At 65.4% G+C, this 16,596-nt stretch carries 14 protein-coding genes; 9 read left to right on the top strand and 5 right to left on the bottom strand.

The features are described from left to right. Nucleotides 1-52: 52 nt before the first annotated feature. Nucleotides 53-985, bottom strand: a complete 933-nt coding sequence (locus tag CCOS191_RS18420) for a siderophore-interacting protein (RefSeq protein ID WP_156177660.1) — start codon at nt 983-985, stop codon at nt 53-55. A gap of 147 nt (nt 986-1,132) precedes the next feature. Here CCOS191_RS18420 and pvdP point away from each other — a divergent pair, with 147 nt between their 5' ends. Further along, nucleotides 1,133-2,755: a pyoverdine maturation tyrosinase PvdP gene (pvdP, locus tag CCOS191_RS18415; RefSeq protein ID WP_046856450.1), complete on the top strand. Its 1,623-nt coding sequence runs from the start codon at nt 1,133-1,135 to the stop codon at nt 2,753-2,755. A gap of 59 nt (nt 2,756-2,814) precedes the next feature. On the opposite strand, the gene CCOS191_RS18410 is transcribed toward pvdP, so the two are convergent. Genes CCOS191_RS18410 through CCOS191_RS18400 form a run of 3 tightly spaced genes read right to left on the bottom strand, consistent with a single transcriptional unit; the run spans nt 2,815 to nt 7,363 of the window. Then, nucleotides 2,815-4,221 carry an efflux transporter outer membrane subunit gene (locus CCOS191_RS18410; RefSeq protein WP_046856449.1) on the bottom strand — a complete coding sequence of 469 codons (1,407 nt, stop codon included), beginning with the start codon at nt 4,219-4,221 and terminating at the stop codon, nt 2,815-2,817. Between the two features lie 3 nt (nt 4,222-4,224). Beyond that, nucleotides 4,225-6,183, bottom strand: coding sequence for a MacB family efflux pump subunit (locus CCOS191_RS18405; RefSeq protein ID WP_046856448.1), 1,959 nt, complete (start codon nt 6,181-6,183; stop codon nt 4,225-4,227). Nucleotide 6,184: 1 nt separating this feature from the next. Next, nucleotides 6,185-7,363, bottom strand: coding sequence for an efflux RND transporter periplasmic adaptor subunit (locus tag CCOS191_RS18400; protein ID WP_046856447.1), 1,179 nt, complete (start codon nt 7,361-7,363; stop codon nt 6,185-6,187). Nucleotides 7,364-7,552: 189 nt separating this feature from the next. Between CCOS191_RS18400 and CCOS191_RS18395 the strand changes: the two genes are divergently transcribed. The 3 genes from CCOS191_RS18395 (at nt 7,553) to CCOS191_RS18385 (ending at nt 10,108) form a co-directional block, all read left to right on the top strand. After that, entirely contained in the window at nt 7,553-8,056 is a 504-nt protein-coding gene (locus CCOS191_RS18395; RefSeq protein WP_269451390.1) for a sigma-70 family RNA polymerase sigma factor, read from the top strand. Between the two features lie 171 nt (nt 8,057-8,227). Then, nucleotides 8,228-8,713: a response regulator gene (locus CCOS191_RS18390; protein WP_046856445.1), complete on the top strand. Its 486-nt coding sequence runs from the start codon at nt 8,228-8,230 to the stop codon at nt 8,711-8,713. Nucleotides 8,714-8,782: 69 nt separating this feature from the next. Beyond that, the gene (locus CCOS191_RS18385; protein ID WP_046856444.1) at nt 8,783-10,108 is read left to right on the top strand and encodes an MFS transporter; all 1,326 of its coding nucleotides are present in this window, start codon (nt 8,783-8,785) and stop codon (nt 10,106-10,108) included. 161 nt (nt 10,109-10,269) lie between these two features. Here CCOS191_RS18385 and CCOS191_RS18380 read toward each other — a convergent pair whose 3' ends face one another. Beyond that, nucleotides 10,270-11,934: an electron transfer flavoprotein-ubiquinone oxidoreductase gene (locus tag CCOS191_RS18380; RefSeq protein WP_046856443.1), complete on the bottom strand. Its 1,665-nt coding sequence runs from the start codon at nt 11,932-11,934 to the stop codon at nt 10,270-10,272. A gap of 543 nt (nt 11,935-12,477) precedes the next feature. On the opposite strand from CCOS191_RS18380, the gene CCOS191_RS18375 reads away from it, so the two are divergent. From CCOS191_RS18375 to CCOS191_RS18355, 5 genes are all read left to right on the top strand, one after another. Beyond that, nucleotides 12,478-13,227: an electron transfer flavoprotein subunit beta/FixA family protein gene (locus tag CCOS191_RS18375; RefSeq protein ID WP_046856442.1), complete on the top strand. Its 750-nt coding sequence runs from the start codon at nt 12,478-12,480 to the stop codon at nt 13,225-13,227. Next, on the top strand, nt 13,228-14,157 hold the full coding sequence (locus tag CCOS191_RS18370; RefSeq protein ID WP_046856441.1) for an electron transfer flavoprotein subunit alpha/FixB family protein: 930 nt from the start codon (nt 13,228-13,230) through the stop codon (nt 14,155-14,157). Nucleotides 14,158-14,244: 87 nt separating this feature from the next. Continuing rightward, nucleotides 14,245-15,066 (top strand): substrate-binding periplasmic protein, encoded by an 822-nt coding sequence (locus CCOS191_RS18365; RefSeq protein WP_023631442.1) that lies wholly within the window; start codon nt 14,245-14,247, stop codon nt 15,064-15,066. 9 nt (nt 15,067-15,075) lie between these two features. Then, the gene (locus CCOS191_RS18360; protein WP_046856440.1) at nt 15,076-15,429 is read left to right on the top strand and encodes a DUF4398 domain-containing protein; all 354 of its coding nucleotides are present in this window, start codon (nt 15,076-15,078) and stop codon (nt 15,427-15,429) included. Next, nucleotides 15,426-16,235, top strand: a complete 810-nt coding sequence (locus CCOS191_RS18355) for an OmpA family protein (RefSeq protein WP_046856439.1) — start codon at nt 15,426-15,428, stop codon at nt 16,233-16,235. Before CCOS191_RS18360 ends, CCOS191_RS18355 begins: the two co-directional genes overlap by 4 nt. Nucleotides 16,236-16,596 lie beyond the last annotated feature (361 nt).

The following is a 16,596-nucleotide window of genomic DNA, read 5'->3' as shown; positions in this document are numbered from 1 at the left end:
GGCCCCATCGCCGGCAAGCCGGCGATGGGGCGCAAGGCGCCCCTGCTCATGTTCAGTCGAACACGCGCCCGGCGCGCCAGTAGCCCATCAGCGTCAGGCTTTCTCGCGGCAGTCCGCGCTCCTTGATCAGGTAGCGGCGGATATCCATGACAGTCCCCGACTCCCCGGCGATCCAGGCATGGAAGTCGCCGTGTTCGCCGCAGGCCTGTTCCCACAGGATGCTTTCGTCGATATCCACGTCTTCCAGCTCGACCGTCGACGCGCCACGCAGCGCCGGCAGGCTGGCCAGCTCGCGCACGGCGTGCTGCATGCCTTGGCCGTGCTCGCTGCGCAGCAGGTCGCGTGGCAGCCAGTGCAGGCGGGTGGCCGGGCTCTGGCGCAGGTCGAGACAGTCGGCTTCCAACGGGACTTCGATGAAGGCTTCGACTGCCAGCTCCGGCGCGGTCGTGGCCAGCTGTTCGAGGATGCCGGCAATCGCCGGCAGGGCGGTTTCGTCGCCGATCAGCAGAATGCGCCGGGCGCTGCGTGGCGGTTTCCATTCATAGCCGCCGGGGTCGTCGGCATACGCCAGGTTGGGGGCGACCATCTGCAGGCGGTCGCCGACGCGGGCATGGGTGGCCCAGGCCGAGGCGGGGCCATTGACACCGTGCAGGACAAAGTCCACATCCACCTCCAGCGCCTCGCGGCGCAGCGCGCGGATGGTGTAGGTGCGCATGGGCGGCATGTCTTGCGCCGGCAGTTCGCGCCGCGCCTGCTGCCATTGTGCGTGCTTGGGCAGGTCGGATGGCGCGCCGGCGGGTGTCGGAAACAGCAACTTCACGCGCTGGTCGGGGGCCAGGGTGGTCATCTGCGCGACGTCCTCGCCGGTGAAGACGAAGCGCGTCAGTGAGGGGCTCAGGGGTTCGATGGCCTTGAGGTCGAGGTCGAAGAGCCGGTAGGGCGTGGCCTGGGCAGCAGGTGCCAGGCGGGCAAGCGGGGAGGTCATGGGCATGCCTCTGTCAGCGGGAGATACCCATCAGACGAGCGCACTGCGCGGTTAATTAGCCGGGGTGTGCCGCGCCTAAATTTCCCTGGCCCGCCTACGTTCTAGCTTGGATAGCAGTCGCGGCACGCGAAGACGGATTGAGGCGCAATGACAATTTCCCGACGAGGATTCATCGCCGGCCTGGCTGTGGCGGGCGCCACAGGCACGGCGGCCTATTACGCGCACAAGCAACTGACCCATGATCCCGAGGACGACATCGTCACGCCTGGGGAAGCCAGCGTCGAGCTGGCCGACTACGCAGGCCAGATGCTCGCGGACCAACTGCGCGGCGTCTGGGAAATCCGCTTCGAGGGTGCCGAGCGCGGCCTGGATGGGCTGCCCCAGCAAGGTGTCGAGATGTTCCTCGACGTCGCCACCAAGGGGCGTGGCCTGCGCGGTTTCGTCGATACCGGCGAGCGCTTGCGTGGGGCTGGCGAGCCGGCCTACCGGGTGCTGGGCGACCTGGTCGGCGCCAGCAGCGCGCAGGTGCGCTGGCGCCTGGTCAACCAGCATGGCGGGCCGGGCTATGAGTGCGTGGCCAGTCTGGACGAAGTCTGGGCCGAGTTCGCCAATGCCGGCAGCGGCACGCTGACCGGGCGCGTGCAGCGTCTGGATCGGCCGCTGACCCTGCCGGTGCCCGACAGCCGCTTCGTCGCGGTCAAGCGGTTGTTCCCCGAGGCCCGTGAGCGCCTGCCGTACACCCCCGAGATGCTGGCCTGGGTGGTCGGTGCCGAACACCGTTTGTTCCACCAGCTTTGGCATGCCACCCGTGACCAGTGGCACAAGTTGCCGCAGAACAAGCAGGACGCCCTGCGTGGCCTGGGCTGGCAGCCCGGGCCCAGGGACCATGAGCGCGATGCCCGTGGCCCGCGCAAGCACCGCAATGGCTCGGGTATCGATTTTCTGTTCATGCACCGGCACATGCTGATGTATGCACGCACCTTGCAGGACTTGCCCTCCTGGCAGCGCTTCCCGCTGCCGCAGCCGAGCGTCGAGTTCGACCGCGCAGGTTTTGCCCGTTATTTCGACAACCACGACGGCTACTGTGTGCCGCCGACCTGGCAGGCGCCGGGAGACGAGGCCTATGGCCAGTGGGTCGGGGCGATCAAGGCCGGCGAAACCTATTGCAGCAACTTCCAGGTGTGGGAGTCGCAGTACCAGGACCCGTTGTACCTGTCGAAACTGACCCTGGGGGCCTTCGGTTCGGAACTGGAGATGAACCTGCACGACTGGCTGCACATGTGCTGGGCGTCGGTGCCGCGTGATCCGAACAATGGCGCGCCGGTGCCGTTCGCCCGTGACCAGGCCGACTTTGCCGCGCGCTGGTTCGAGCCCGAAAACGATTTTCTCGGCGATCCGTTCTCGTCCCATGTCAATCCGGTGTTCTGGGGTTTCCATGGCTGGATCGACGACCGCATCGACGACTGGTTCCGTGCCCATGAACGCTATCACCCCGGCCAGGTACGGCGCCTGGAGGTCAATGGCGTGCCCTGGTTCGCCCCGGGCCGCTGGGTCGAAGCCGGCGACCCGTGGCTGGGGCCGGACACCCATGGCTGCAGCACGCAGCCAGGCATGCGCCTGGGCAAGTCGGTGGAGATGGACGTGGAGACCATGAAGCTGGCCCTGCGTATCACCTTCGGTAACGAAGAAAAGCTGGATAGCCTACTGCGCAAGGTGCCGCAACGCCCCTGGTATGCGCGCCACCTGTCACTGAAGAACATCGTGCCCTGATCACCCCATGTCCCTGCAAGCACAGGCAAACCCGCGCCTGCAGGGGCTTGTCGCGCGCCCTACAGCTTGACCGACGCCTGCCAGCCCCCTCCCAATGCCTTGTACAGCGCTACGCTGCCCTGCAACTGCTCCAGGCGCAGCTGCGCCTGCTGGTCCTGGGCCAGGTACAGCGTGCGCTGGGTTTCGAGCACTGTCAGCAGGGTCTCGGCGCCGGCGGCGTAACGTTGCTGGGCCAGGTCGAAGGCGATGCGTGCCTGTTCCACCTCCTGGTCCTGCCAGCGGCGCTGGCGTTCAACACCGGCGATGGCGTTCAAGGCTTTCTCCACATCCGCGAAGCCCGCCAGGATGCTGCCGCGGTACAGCTCCAGCAATTCCTCCTGTTCGGCGCTGGCCTGGTCCCGTGCGGCGCTGAGGCGACCGTTGTTGAAGATCGGCGCGGCGAGGCCGGCAGTCAGGGTGTAGTAGGGGCTGTCGAAGACATTGGGCAGGGTGCGCGCACCGCTGCCCAGGTTCGCGCCGAGTATCAGGCGAGGCAGCATGGCCGCCCGGGCCACCTGGATGTTGGCGCTGGCCGCCGCCAGGCGCGCCTCGGCGGCGGCGATGTCCGGCCGCCGGCCGAGCAGTTCGCTGGGCACGCCGCTGCCGATGCTGGGCCACTGTACGTTGCCGATCATTTCGCGATTGTCGGGCAGGGCCTGCACCGGGTCGCCGAGCAGGGTGGCGAGGACGATGCGGTTGTCCTGGCGACGCTGTTCGAGCAATGGCAGCTGGCGTTCCTGGGCCGCCACCAGGCTGCGCTGCTGGGCCAGTTCCAGGCGGGTGGCCGAGCCAGAACGTTCGCGGGCTTCGACCAGGCCCAGCACGTCGCGGGCATTGTCCAGGTTGAGCCGGGCGATGCGCAGTTGCTCGTCGAGTGCCAGGCCTTGCAGGTAGCTGTCGGCCACGGCGCTGACCAGGGTCAGCTCGACGGTCTGGCGATCGAAACGGCTGGCATCCAGGCTGCGCAGCGCGCTGTCGCGGGTGGCGCGCAGGCCGCCCCAGAAATCGATCTCGTAGCTGGCGCTCAGGCGGGTGCCGAACGAGGTGCTGGTGCGCTCGCTGCTGCTGGCGTCGAGCTGGCTGTTGCCTTCACCGCGCAACAGGCGCTGGCGGCTGCCATCCAGGCCGAGCTGTACTTCTGGCAGCAAGGGCGCGCCGGCGATCACCGCGATGGCCTGGGCCTTGCGCACCCGCGCCGCGGCCGCCGCCAGGTCGTGGCTGTTCGAGCGCGCGCGCTCGACCAGCCGGTCCAGTTCCTGGCTGGCAAAGGCGCGCCACCACTGGTTGTCCGGCAGGGCCTGGTTGGCGCTGGTCGGCCCTTGCCAGGCCGGCGGGACGTCGATGTTCGCCGCAGGTGGCGGCGGGGTGCTGCAGGCGGCCAGGCCAAGGCTCAGGGCCAGCAAGCTGATACGGCAGGGGATCGTCATGGGTTATTCGCTGGTAAGGGCCTTGACCGGGTCGAGGCGGGCGGCCTTGCGGGCCGGCATGAAACCGAATACCACGCCGGTGATCACGGCGCAGGCAAAGGCGCCGAGGATGGCGGGCAGGGCGAAGGCCACGGCGATGTCGGCCAGCAACAGGCTGCCGCCGATGGCCAGGGCCAGGACGATGCCGGTCACGCCGCCGACCATCGACAGCATCACCGCCTCGGTGAGGAACTGGCGCAGGATGTCGCGCTGGCGCGCGCCGGTGGCCATGCGGATGCCGATCTCGCGGGTGCGTTCGCGCACGGTCATGAGCATGATGTTCATCACGCCGATGCCACCCACCAGCAGGGAGATCGCGGCAATCGCGCCGAGCATCAGCGACAGGCTGTTCTGCGTGCGGGCCTCGGCCTGGATCAACGCGGCGTCGTTGGTCAGGACGAAGTCATTCTTGCCCTGGTGGCGCTGCAGCATCAGGCGCTCGATCGCCTGCTCGGTCTCTTTCACCCGGCTGGAGTCCAGGGCGGCGATGGTGACGTATTCCGGGTCGCGGCTGCCGAACAGGCGGATGGATGCGGCGGAGTAGGGCACCACCACGCGCTCGTCGCTGTCCTCGCTGCCGGAGCTGGCACCTTTGCCCTGGAGCACGCCGATCACCTGGAACGGTACGTTGCCGATCAGCAGGTACTGCCCGAGCGGATTGCTGCCCGGGCCGAACATCTTGTCACGCACCTTCTGCCCGATCACGGCCACGGCGGCGCCGTTGGCTTCGTCGGCCTCGCTGTAGAAGCTGCCCTCGACCACGGGCCAGTTGAATATCTCGGGGAACCAGGTGTTGTTGCCGCCAACGTAGAACTGCTCGCCCTTGTTGCCGTGGCGCACCATGAGCTTGTCGCCGATCACCGGCATGACCCGTTTGACCTGGGGCAGTTCGCCGATGGCATCGACATCGTCGAGGGTGACGATGCCCATCAGTTCCTCGGAGGAGTGCTTGCCGTTGAGGTAGAGGATGTTCGAGCCGAATGCGGCCATCTGCGCCATGACCTGGCGCTTGCTGCCTTCGCCGACCGCGAGCATGACCACCACCGAGGCGACCCCGATGATGATGCCGAGCAGGGTCAGCGCGGTGCGGAAGCGGTTGATCCACATTACCCGCCAGGCAGCCTGCAGGGACTCGACCAGTTCGCCTTTCCAGGCGCCGCGCTGGGTGGCGCCGCGGTCCAGGCGCTGGCGCAGGTCGTCGGCCTGCAATTGCCGGGGGATGTCGGCCGATGGCTGGCTGGGCGAGTCGCTGACCACTTCGCCGTCGCGCACTTCGATGATGCGCTGGGCGCGGGCCGCGACTTCACGGTCGTGGGTGATGAGGATGATCACATGGCCCTGGCTGGCCAGTTCGTCGAGCAGGCTCATCACCTCGGCGCCGCTGTGGCTGTCGAGGGCGCCGGTGGGCTCGTCGGCAAGGATGATGTGCCCACCGTTCATCAGCGCCCGGGCGATCGACACTCGTTGCTGCTGGCCGCCGGACAACTGGTGCGGGCGGTTGCCGGTACGGCTGGCCAGGCCCAGCCGCTCGAGCAGGGCGTGGGCGCGGGCATGGCGCTCGGCGGGCGGGGTGCCGGCGTAGATGGCCGGCATCTCGACGTTCTCCTGGGCCGAGCCCGAAGGGATCAAGTGATAGCCCTGGAACACGAAGCCGAACGCTTCGCGACGCAGCCAGGCCAGCTCGTCGCTGTCCAGTTCGGCCACGTCCCGGCCTGCGAAGCGGTAGCTGCCCGAGGTGGGGCGGTCGAGGCAGCCGAGGATGTTCATCAAGGTCGATTTGCCGGAGCCCGAGGCGCCGACGATGGCGACGAACTCGCCGGGGTGGATGCTCAGGCTGATGCCGCGCAACACCTCGACCCTGGGCGAATCGACACCGCCGTAGACCTTGCGGATGTCGCACAGCTCGATCAGGGGGGTGGCCATCTCAACCCCCACTGGCGGCAGGCAGGCCGATGACCAGGCGCTCGCCTTCGTTCAGGCCTTCGAGCACCTGCACCCGCAGGCGGTCGCTCAAGCCGGTGCGCACCTGGCGTGCCTCGACCTGGCCCTTGCTGTTCAGCACCTGCGCCAGGCGCACGCCGTCGCCGGGGGTGTCGTCCAGCGCGGCCAGGGGCACGCTGAGCACCTGGCTGGCTTGCCCGGCGACGAAGAACACCTGGGTGGTCATCTCCGCCATCAGGGCGCCGTCGGGATTGTCCACGTCCAGCAGTACGGTGTACTGCACCACCTTGCTGCCGGTGGTGCCGGCGGTGGCGCTGGCCGGGCTGCCACCGCCCTGGCTGGTCTGGTCCAGCGGCTTGGGCGGTACCGGCAGGATCTGGCGCACGGTGCTGGTCCAGCGGCGCTTGCCGCCGGCCAGGGTGTTGAAATAGGCGGTCATGCCCGGCTTGACCTTGCCGATGTCGGCTTCGGACACCTGGGCCCAGACGGTCATCGGCGAGAGCTTGGCGATCCGCAGGATCAGCGGGGTCTGCTGCTGGGCATTGAGGGTCTGGCCTTCGCGGGCATCCACCGCCACCACGGTGCCACTCATTGGCGCATAGATGCGCGTGTAGCCCAGTTCGGCCTCGTCGCTGCGCAGGCTGGCCTGGGCCTGGCGGATCTGCGCCAGGTACATGTCGATGCGGGCCTGGGTCACCTTCAATTGCGCCTGCGCCGTCTGCAGGTCTTCCTGGCGGGTGGCGCCGGCGGCGGCCAGGCCGTTCTGACGCTGGTACTGCTGCTGGGCAAGCTGGTATTGCGCACGCTGTTCGGCCAGCTGGGCCTTGAGGTTCTCGATCGAGTAACGGCCGGCATCGAGCTTGGCTTGTTGCGTGGACGGGTCGATCTCCACCAGCAACTGGCCCTGGCGCACTTCGTCACCAGCCTCCACATGCAGCTTGCGAATCTGCCCCGAGGCCTGGGCGCCGACGTCGACGTAGCGTCGCGGTTGCAGGGTGCCCAGCGCTGTGACGCTGCTTTCGATGTCGGCGCGCAGCACCGGCACGGTGCTGACCGGTGCGCCACCGAGCGGCAGGACCTGCCAGGCTACCAGGCTGCCGAGGCCGGCCAGGCCCAGGGCGCCGAACAGCACTCGGCGGCGGGTATTGGATGTGCGTGTCATGCGGGCTTCCAGCCGGAGGTAGTGGCCGAGTGCCGCACGGGGCATGCGCTCGGGGGTCCCAGTTAAACGAATGTGATAGTTGGCGATTTAACGCGGGAAGGGGGTGGTCTGCGTGTTGCTGCGAATAATTATAATTTGTAAGATCGCACACTGATATTATCCAGACCCGCTGCGCCTGCCTACCAGCGCTTGAGCAGGGAGACGACAGGTGCCGTCGTGGAACATTACTATCGCGAGTTGGTGAGCTTCCTGTCCGCCCGGCTTGGCAATCGCCAGGCGGCCGAAGACGTCGCCCATGATGCCTATATCCGGGTGCTGGAGCGCACGGAAGGCGAGCGGATCGAACACCCGCGCGCGTTTCTTTATCGCACGGCGATGAACCTGGTGGTCGATCATCACCGGCGCCACCAGGTGCGTCAGGCCGAGCCGCTCGAGGTGCTCGACAGCGACGAACGCTGGCACAGCCCTGCCCCGACGCACAGCATGCAACTCGACCAGCGCCTGGCGCTGATGCAGCAGGCCTTGGGCGAGCTGAGCGCGCCTTGCCGTGACAGTTTCCTGCTGCGCAAGCTCGAGGGCCTGTCGCACCAGCAGATCGCCGAGCGCCTGGATATTTCCCGCAGCGTGGTGGAAAAGCACATCGTCAACGCGATGAAGCACTGTCGCGTGCGCATGCGCCAGTGGGAGTCCTGACCGCACTGTCGACGAATGTGAAAATTCCGTGAGCCGGCGACTTGATTTCTCCCGGGTTCACGACAACTATCAATAAAGACCCCCCGTCCAGGCGTTGCGCCTGACGTTGCCGTTCCCGGCGCAGTATGGTCATGGAGCCACCGTCATTACCCCACTGCCCAGGTCCGGACGATGCCTAACAAATCCATGCGCATCCTCATCGCCGACGAGCATCCCGCCCAGCGCCTGCAACTGGAAAGGATGCTCAATGGCCTGGGTTATTACCGGATCGCCCCGGTCGAGAGCTTCGATGACCTGCAGCGCCTGGTGCACAGTGCCTTGCAACCATTCAACCTGCTGGTGGGCAACATCGAGCTGGCCAGCCATGCGGGGGTCGACCTGGCGCGCTTCTGCCGGGTGAGTTCGCAGATCCAGCACGCGCTGCTGTACCACTCGCCGCACCTGAAGGTGCCGGCGGTGCCGCCGAGTGACCGGCATGCGGTCAGCATCAGCCTGCCTCATGCGCCGGACAGCGAGGCGCTGGAGTCGTTCATGGCGATCATCGACCTGCCGGTGCTGGTCGGGCAGTTGCCCCTGCCGCCGGGGCTGGCGGGGGCCTCGAACTATTCCCGGCGGCGCACCAACCTCGCGCAGACGGTGTTCTGCCGCAACTCCTGAAGCACGGGCGGCCACAGGCCCAAGGCTTTTGCTATCCTCTTGGCCTTTTGCCACGTTGCGGAAGCTGCCATGACTGCGCTCGATACCACCCGCCCGCCACGGTTCAGCCGTAGCGACCACCGGACCCTGGGGCTGGCCGCGCTGGGTGGTGCCTTGGAAATCTACGACTTCATCATCTTCGTTTTCTTTGCCCTGACGCTCAGCCAGCTGTTCTTCCCGCCCGAGATGCCGGAGTGGCTGCGCCTGCTGCAGAGCTTCGGGATCTTCGTCACCGGTTACCTGGCCAGGCCACTGGGCGGCATCCTCATGGCCCATTTCGCCGATCACCTGGGGCGCAAGCGGGTGTTCAGCCTGAGCATCCTGATGATGGCGCTGCCGTGCCTGCTGATCGGGGTGATGCCGACCTACGCCGACATCGGCTACGCCGCGCCGCTGATCCTGCTGGCGCTGCGCATCCTGCAAGGGGCGGCGGTGGGCGGCGAGGTGCCCAGTGCCTGGACGTTCGTTGCCGAGCACGCGCCAGTCGGGCGTCGTGGCTATGCGCTGGGCTTTCTGCAGGCCGGGCTGACCTTCGGCTATCTGCTCGGGGCGCTGACCGCGACCTTGCTGGCGCAGCTGTTCACGCCCCAGGAAATTCTCGACTACGCCTGGCGCTATCCCTTCCTGTTGGGTGGGGTGTTCGGTGTGATCGGGGTCTGGTTGCGCCGCTGGTTGAGTGAAACGCCGGTATTCCTGGCGTTGCGCGAGCAGCGCGAGCAACCTGTGGCATTTCCGCTGCGCAGCGTGCTGAGCCGACACCGTCGGGCGTTGATTCCGGCGGCGCTGCTGACCTGCGTGCTGACCTCGGCGGTGGTGGTACTGGTGGTGATCACCCCGACGGTGATGCAGCAGCGCTTCGGCATGAGCGCCGGGCATACCTTCGCGCTGAGCAGCGTGGGTATCGTCTTCCTCAATATCGGCTGTGTGCTGGCCGGTTTGCTGGTGGACCGTATGGGGGCGTGGCGGGCATTGATGATCTACAGCCTGCTGCTGCCACTGGGCATCGGCGCGTTGTACGCCAGTCTGGTAGGGCAATGGGGCATGACCTGGCTGGCTTATGCCCTGGCCGGCCTGTGCTGTGGCGTGGTGGGGGTGGTGCCGTCGGTGATGGTCGGGCTGTTCCCGGCCGACATCCGCGTGTCGGGCATCTCCTTCACCTACAACATCGCCTACGCCCTATGGGCGAGCACCACACCGCTGGCGCTGATCGCGCTGATGCCGTGGAGCCCCTGGGTGTGTGTCGGTTTTTGTTTGGTCATGGGCATGGTCGGGTTGCTGACGGCGCTCTATTTCGGGCGTCGCGAGCTACTGGCGTTCGATGCCGAGCCAGTGCCGCTCATGTGTGGTGACAACTGAGCCAGTGAGCGCTGGGCTTTAGAACGGCAAGGCTCAACCTCAGGTCGCGCAGGTCAAGCTGCTCGACCGACGCCCAGAGCTGTTTAAGAAAGTCCGTACCGCCTGATACGAAAAAGCCCCCTGGCCAAACGGCTCGGGGGCTTTTTGATGCGGGGCAGGGCCTACATGTTCGGGTAGGTCGGCCCGCCGGCGCCTTCAGGGGTGACCCAGGTGATGTTCTGGGCCGGGTCCTTGATGTCGCAGGTCTTGCAGTGCACGCAGTTCTGCGCGTTGATCTGGAAGCGCTTGTTACCGTCTTCCTGGGTGATCACTTCATAAACGCCTGCCGGGCAGTAGCGCTGCGCCGGTTCGTCGTAAAGCGGCAGGTTGCTGGCGATCGGGATGCTCGGATCGGCCAGCTTCAGGTGGCAGGGTTGTTCCTCTTCGTGGTTGGTGCTGGAGAGGAATACCGAGCTGAGCTTGTCGAAGCTGAGCTTGCCGTCGGGTTTCGGGTAGTCGATCTTTTTCGAATCCGCCGCGAGCTTCAGGCAGGCGTAGTCCGGCTTGGTGTCGTGCAGGGTGAACGGCAGCTTGCCGCCGAACCAGTTCTGGTCGACGTAGTTGAACGCAGCGCCCAGGATCGGGCCGAACTTGTGCATGGCCGGGCCGAAGTTGCGGCTGGCGAACAGTTCTTCATGCAGCCAGCTGGCCTTGAACGCGCTGACGTAGCTGTTGAGCTGGTCACCGCCCTCGCTGCCGGCGATCAGTGCGTCGGCCACCGCTTCGGCGGCGAGCATGCCGGACTTCATCGCGGTGTGGCTGCCCTTGATCTTGGCGAAGTTCAGGGTGCCGAGGTCGCAGCCGATCAGCGCGCCGCCGTTGAACACCATCTTCGGCAGCGAGTTGAAGCCGCCTTTGCAGATGGCGCGGGCGCCGTAGCTGATGCGTTTGCCGCCTTCGAGGTACTGGCTGATCACCGGGTGGTGCTTGAGGCGCTGGAACTCGTCGAACGGCGACAGGTACGGGTTGGCGTAGGACAAGTCGACGATCAGGCCGACCACCACCTGGTTGTTCTCCAGGTGGTAGAGGAACGAACCACCGGTATTGTCCTTGGCCATCACGTCCAGTGGCCAGCCGGCGGTGTGTACCACCAGGCCCTGCTCGTGCTTGGCCGGGTCGATCTCCCAGATTTCCTTGAGGCCGATGCCGTAGTGCTGGACGTCGGACTCGTTGTCCAGGTCGAAGCGCTTGATCAGTTGCTTGCCGATGTGGCCACGGCAGCCTTCGGCGAACAGGGTGTACTTGGCGCGCAGTTCCATGCCCGGGGTGTACAGGCCGTCCTTCGGGTTGCCTTCGCGGTCGACACCGAGGTCACCGGTAATGATGCCGCGGACCACGCCGTTTTCGTCGAACAACGCTTCCTGGGCGGCGAAGCCCGGGTAGATCTCGACGCCGAGGTTCTCGGCCTGCTGGGCCAGCCAGCGGCACAGGTTGCCCAGCGAGATGATGTAGTTGCCCTGGTTGTGCATGGTCTTGGGCACGAACAGGTCAGGCACTTTTGTCGAGCTGCCGGCATCCTTGAGCACATAGATGTCGTCACGCTTCACTTCGGTGTTCAGCGGCGCGCCCAGTTCTTTCCAGTCGGGGAACAGTTCGTTCAGGGCGCGCGGTTCGAACACCGCGCCGGAGAGAATATGGGCGCCGACTTCGGAGCCTTTCTCGACCACGCAGACGCTGATCTCGCTACCGGCTTCGGCGGCCTTCTGCTTCAGGCGGCAGGCGGCGGACAGGCCCGCCGGGCCTGCGCCGACGATGACCACGTCGAATTCCATGTATTCGCGTTCCACAGGTTCTCTCCTACTCAAGGCTCATCGCGTTGCTTGTCTTTTATGGGTGTTCACGGTCACGTGCGGCGTTCAGGTGCTGTAGCTTCGCAGGTGATGGACTACACCGTTTTGTCTTGGCCGCGCATTATATCTACACCACTTGGCGGGTCCAATACAAACGTTTGTTTGAATTTGCCGGAGGCCCGTAAAATCACAGGTAGGCGGCTGAGGGCTGGCCAATTTGCCGTATTGACCGGATTGGGTGTTACGGTCAAGATACGAGCGCTTTCGCGTTCGCCGTAGGCTGACCGTCGGGCGCAGGTGCACCCCTAAAGACCGGGCGTAGAGCAGGGTTTGCGGGCCGAATCAGGTGTTGTAGTGGAGTCTACACGGCACCACAGGAAATGACCCGCGGGTTTTGGACCTTCAGGGTCGTAACAGGACTGATCGGTCAACTGAACTTTACTGCCGTCGACACGTTTTTAGAGGTGCCCTTGTACCCACGCGCATTCGCCGGGCAGCCCCCAGGCGACATTCTTTTCACCGGAGAGTAACGAGGAATCCATGAAGGTTCTTGTAGCTGTCAAACGAGTGGTCGACTACAACGTCAAGGTTCGCGTCAAGGCGGACAACTCCGGCGTCGACCTTGCAAACGTCAAGATGTCCATGAACCCCTTCTGCGAAATCGCCGTGGAAGAAGCCGTGCGCCTGAAAGAGAAAGGCGTGGCGAGCGAGATCGTGGTTGTTTCCGTAGGCCCGGCCAGCGCCCAGGAGCAACTGCGTACCGCCCTGGCCCTGGGTGCCGATCGCGCCATCCTGGTCGAAGCCGCCGACGAGCTGAACTCCCTGGCCGTGGCCAAGGCACTGAAAGCCGTAGTCGATAAAGAGCAGCCGCAGCTGGTCATCCTCGGCAAGCAGGCGATCGACAGCGACAACAACCAGACCGGCCAGATGCTGGCCGCGCTGACCGGCTTCGCCCAAGGTACCTTCGCCTCCAAGGTTGAAGTTGCCGGCGACAAGGTCAACGTCACCCGTGAAATCGACGGTGGCCTGCAGACCGTTGCGCTGAACCTGCCAGCCATCGTCACCACCGACCTGCGCCTGAACGAGCCGCGCTACGCGTCGCTGCCGAACATCATGAAGGCCAAGAAAAAGCCGCTGGAGACCGTTACTCCAGACGCGCTGGGCGTGTCCATCGCCTCCACCAACAAGACCCTCAAGGTCGAAGCGCCTGCCGCCCGCAGCGCGGGTATCAAGGTCAAGTCGGTGGCCGAACTGGTCGAGAAGCTGAAGAACGAAGCGAAGGTAATCTAAATGACTATCCTGGTTGTCGCTGAACACGAAAACGGTGCCGTAGCTCCGGCCACCCTGAACACTGTCGCTGCCGCCGCCAAGATCGGTGGTGATATCCATGTACTGCTCGCCGGCCAGAACGTCGGTGGCGTCGCCGAGTCCGCCGCCAAGATCGCAGGTGTCGCCAAGGTGCTGGTCGCGGATAACGCCGCCTACGCCCATGCCCTGCCGGAAAACGTCGCGCCGCTGGTAGTCGAGCTGGCCAAGGGTTACAGCCATGTGTTGGCCCCGGCCACCACCAACGGCAAGAACATCCTGCCACGCGTTGCCGCGCTGCTGGACGTCGACCAGATCTCCGAGATCATCTCGGTGGAATCGGCCGATACCTTCAAGCGCCCGATCTACGCGGGTAACGCCATTGCCACCGTGCAGTCGAGCGCCGCTGTCAAGGTTATCACCGTGCGTACCACCGGCTTTGACGCCGTGGCCGCCGAAGGTGGTTCGGCTGCCGTCGAAGCCGTCGCTGCCGCCCACGACGCTGGCAAGTCGGCCTTCGTCGGCGAAGAGCTGGCCAAGTCCGACCGCCCAGAGCTGACCGCTGCCAAGATCGTCGTCTCCGGCGGCCGTGGCATGGGCAACGGTGACAACTTCAAGCACCTGTACGCCCTGGCCGACAAGCTCGGTGCCGCTGTGGGCGCCTCGCGCGCCGCGGTCGACGCCGGCTTCGTGCCGAACGACATGCAGGTCGGCCAGACCGGCAAGATCGTTGCGCCACAGCTGTACATCGCCGTCGGTATCTCCGGCGCGATCCAGCACCTGGCTGGCATGAAGGACTCCAAGGTGATCGTCGCGATCAACAAGGACGAAGAGGCGCCGATCTTCCAGGTGGCCGACTACGGCCTGGTCGCCGACCTGTTCGAAGCGGTTCCAGAGCTCGAAAAGCTGGTCTGATCCGACTGCTTCACTTATAAAGAACCCGGACCGCCCCTGGCGGTCCGGGTTTTTTCATGATTTTTTTTCAGGGCCGGGAGAGGGTGCATGGCGTTTCGCTGGAGCAAGGGAGGGCTGGCCTGTGTGCTGGCGTTGCTGTCGACTCAGGCCTTGGCGGTGGGTAAATGCGAGCGCCTGGTGGCCACCGGCAGCCCGGATGCGCCGCCGTATTCCTGGCAGGATCCGCAGGACCCCAAGCACCTGATCGGCGCCAATGTCGACCTGCTTCGCCAAGTCGCCGCTGAACTTGGGGTGAAGGTCGAGGTGCTGCACGCCGGCAAGCGCGAACAGGCGCTGGAGGAAGTGCGCAGCGGGCGCATGGACCTGCTGCTCGACACGCCGATGCAGGTAACCCAGCTGACCAGCCTGGACTATATCCACCCGGCCTTGCAGCTCAATGAATACCTGGTCTGGACCCGTCACGACGCGCCCCTGGTGTTCGACGGCCCGGCCGACCTCGCCCGCTACCAGGGCGCCCTGTCGGAGAAGGCCCGCCTGACCCCGGCCTTCGAGGCGTTCGCCAAGGCCCAGCTCAAGCTGGAACCGGCGCAGAACCTGACGCAGGCCTTCCAGAAACTGGTGCTTGGCCAGGTCGACTATGTGCTGGCCGGGCGTTACTCGGGCATGGCCATGGCCCAGAGCCTGGGGGTGGGTAACGACCTCATCGCGCGGGGCTTGCCGGTGGACCGGCCGGGGTTGTACCTGACGGTGTCGCACAACTCGGCCTGCAACGACAGCTGGTTGCGCGGACAACTGGCGAAAAAGCTGACAGAATTGCCGATCTCCGGGGCGAGCGAGGCTGTGTTGCAGCGCAATGTCGAGCGTTGGAAGGCGCAGATGCAGGCGTCGCAGGGTGCCCCCAAACAGTAGGAAGCGTGTGTGAGAATCCAACCCTTGATGCTCGCCCTGGCCGTGCTTGGCCTGGCCGGCTGTGCCAATGACCCGGCACCCAATGAACAGCTGCGCTTGTCTGAGCAGGCGCTCGAGCAGGCCAAGGCGGTCGGTGCCACCGAGCAGGTGCCGGAGTTCAAGTTGGCCGAAGAAAAACTGGCCCGCGCCAAGAGCAACATGCTCGGTGAAAGCTATCGCGACGCACGCATGCGCGCCGAGCAGGCCGAGCTCGATGCCCGCCTGGCCGAGGCGCGGGTGCTGAACCAGAAAAGCGAGGAGCAGTTGCAGGTGATGCAATCGCGTATCAAGCGTCTGCGTAAACAGCTGGAGGTGCAGCCATGAGCCGCTTCAAGCCCATGGCCGCATTGGCCTTGCTGGCCCTGGTGGGGTTGCAGGGCTGCGCCAGCCAGCGCAGCGAGTCGGCGCTGGACGACGCCAGTGCCGCGTTCCAGAAGGTCAAGGACAATTCCGACGTGCTGCGCAGCGCGCCCCGTGACGTGATCCGGGCCGGCGAGTCGCTGGGGCGCGCGGAGCGCCTGGCCGGTTATGTCGGCACCGGCAGCGATGTACGCCATTACGCTTACCTCAGCCAACGCTACAGCGAGATCGCCAGTGAGCATGCCAAGCTGGCGTTGAATCAGGAGCGACTGACCAAGCTCGATCTGGAGCGCCAGCGCCTGCAGTTGGCCCTGCGCGAAGCCAAGCTGGCGAGCGTGCAGCAGCAAGGCAAGTTCGTCGAGGCGCAGATTGTCGCGCTGGCGTCCGAGCAGACTGACCGCGGCCTGGTGATGACCCTGGGTGACGTGCTGTTCGACACAGGCCAGGCCGACCTCAAGAATTCGGCCAGCCGCACCGTGCTCAAGCTGGTGCAGTTCCTCCAGCTCAATCCGCGTCGAGTGGTGCGGATCGAGGGTTATACCGACAGCACCGGCGCGGCGGAAGAGAACCTGAAGCTGTCCCGTGATCGTGCCCAGTCGGTCGCCGACATGCTGGTTGACCTGGGCGTGGATGAAAAGCGCATCCAGGTCGAGGGCTATGGTGACCAGTACCCGGTGGAAGCCAATGCCTCGGAGCGGGGCAGGGCACAGAATCGTCGGGTGGAGATCGTCTTCTCCGACGACAAGGGCAAGCTCGCCCCCGCACGCTGAGCCCCGCCTCTTCGATCACGAGCACGTCGCATCGGCGCACCGATGCGACAGCCAATCAATGATCAGCTGCCAAACAAGCATTTGTGCTTTTTCGTCTTGCTCTTGCTCTGCTTCAAAGCGCGCAATAGTCCAAGCGCCGATCAGGCCATGGATGGCCCGTCGGCGCGTCCTCCCGGAGTGAGCCCGGAGTGAGGGGACCCCGAAGCGAAGCGTAGGGGCCGGATGAATGGAACCAGCGGTTTTTGCCTTCTTTTGCCCACGAGAAAAGTAGGCCGCCGTAATGGCGGAAGGGTGATAATGCGTCGACATCGGCAATGAATGCGCATAAATAAATCAAAACCCACACTCTTGAACCCGGACC

The sequence above is a fragment of the Pseudomonas sp. CCOS 191 genome, from assembly GCF_001007005.1.
Taxonomy (GTDB): Bacteria; Pseudomonadota; Gammaproteobacteria; order Pseudomonadales; family Pseudomonadaceae; genus Aquipseudomonas; species Aquipseudomonas soli.
The sequence above is the reverse complement of the archived record's forward strand: the minus strand, read 5'-3'. Positions and strand labels throughout refer to the sequence as shown.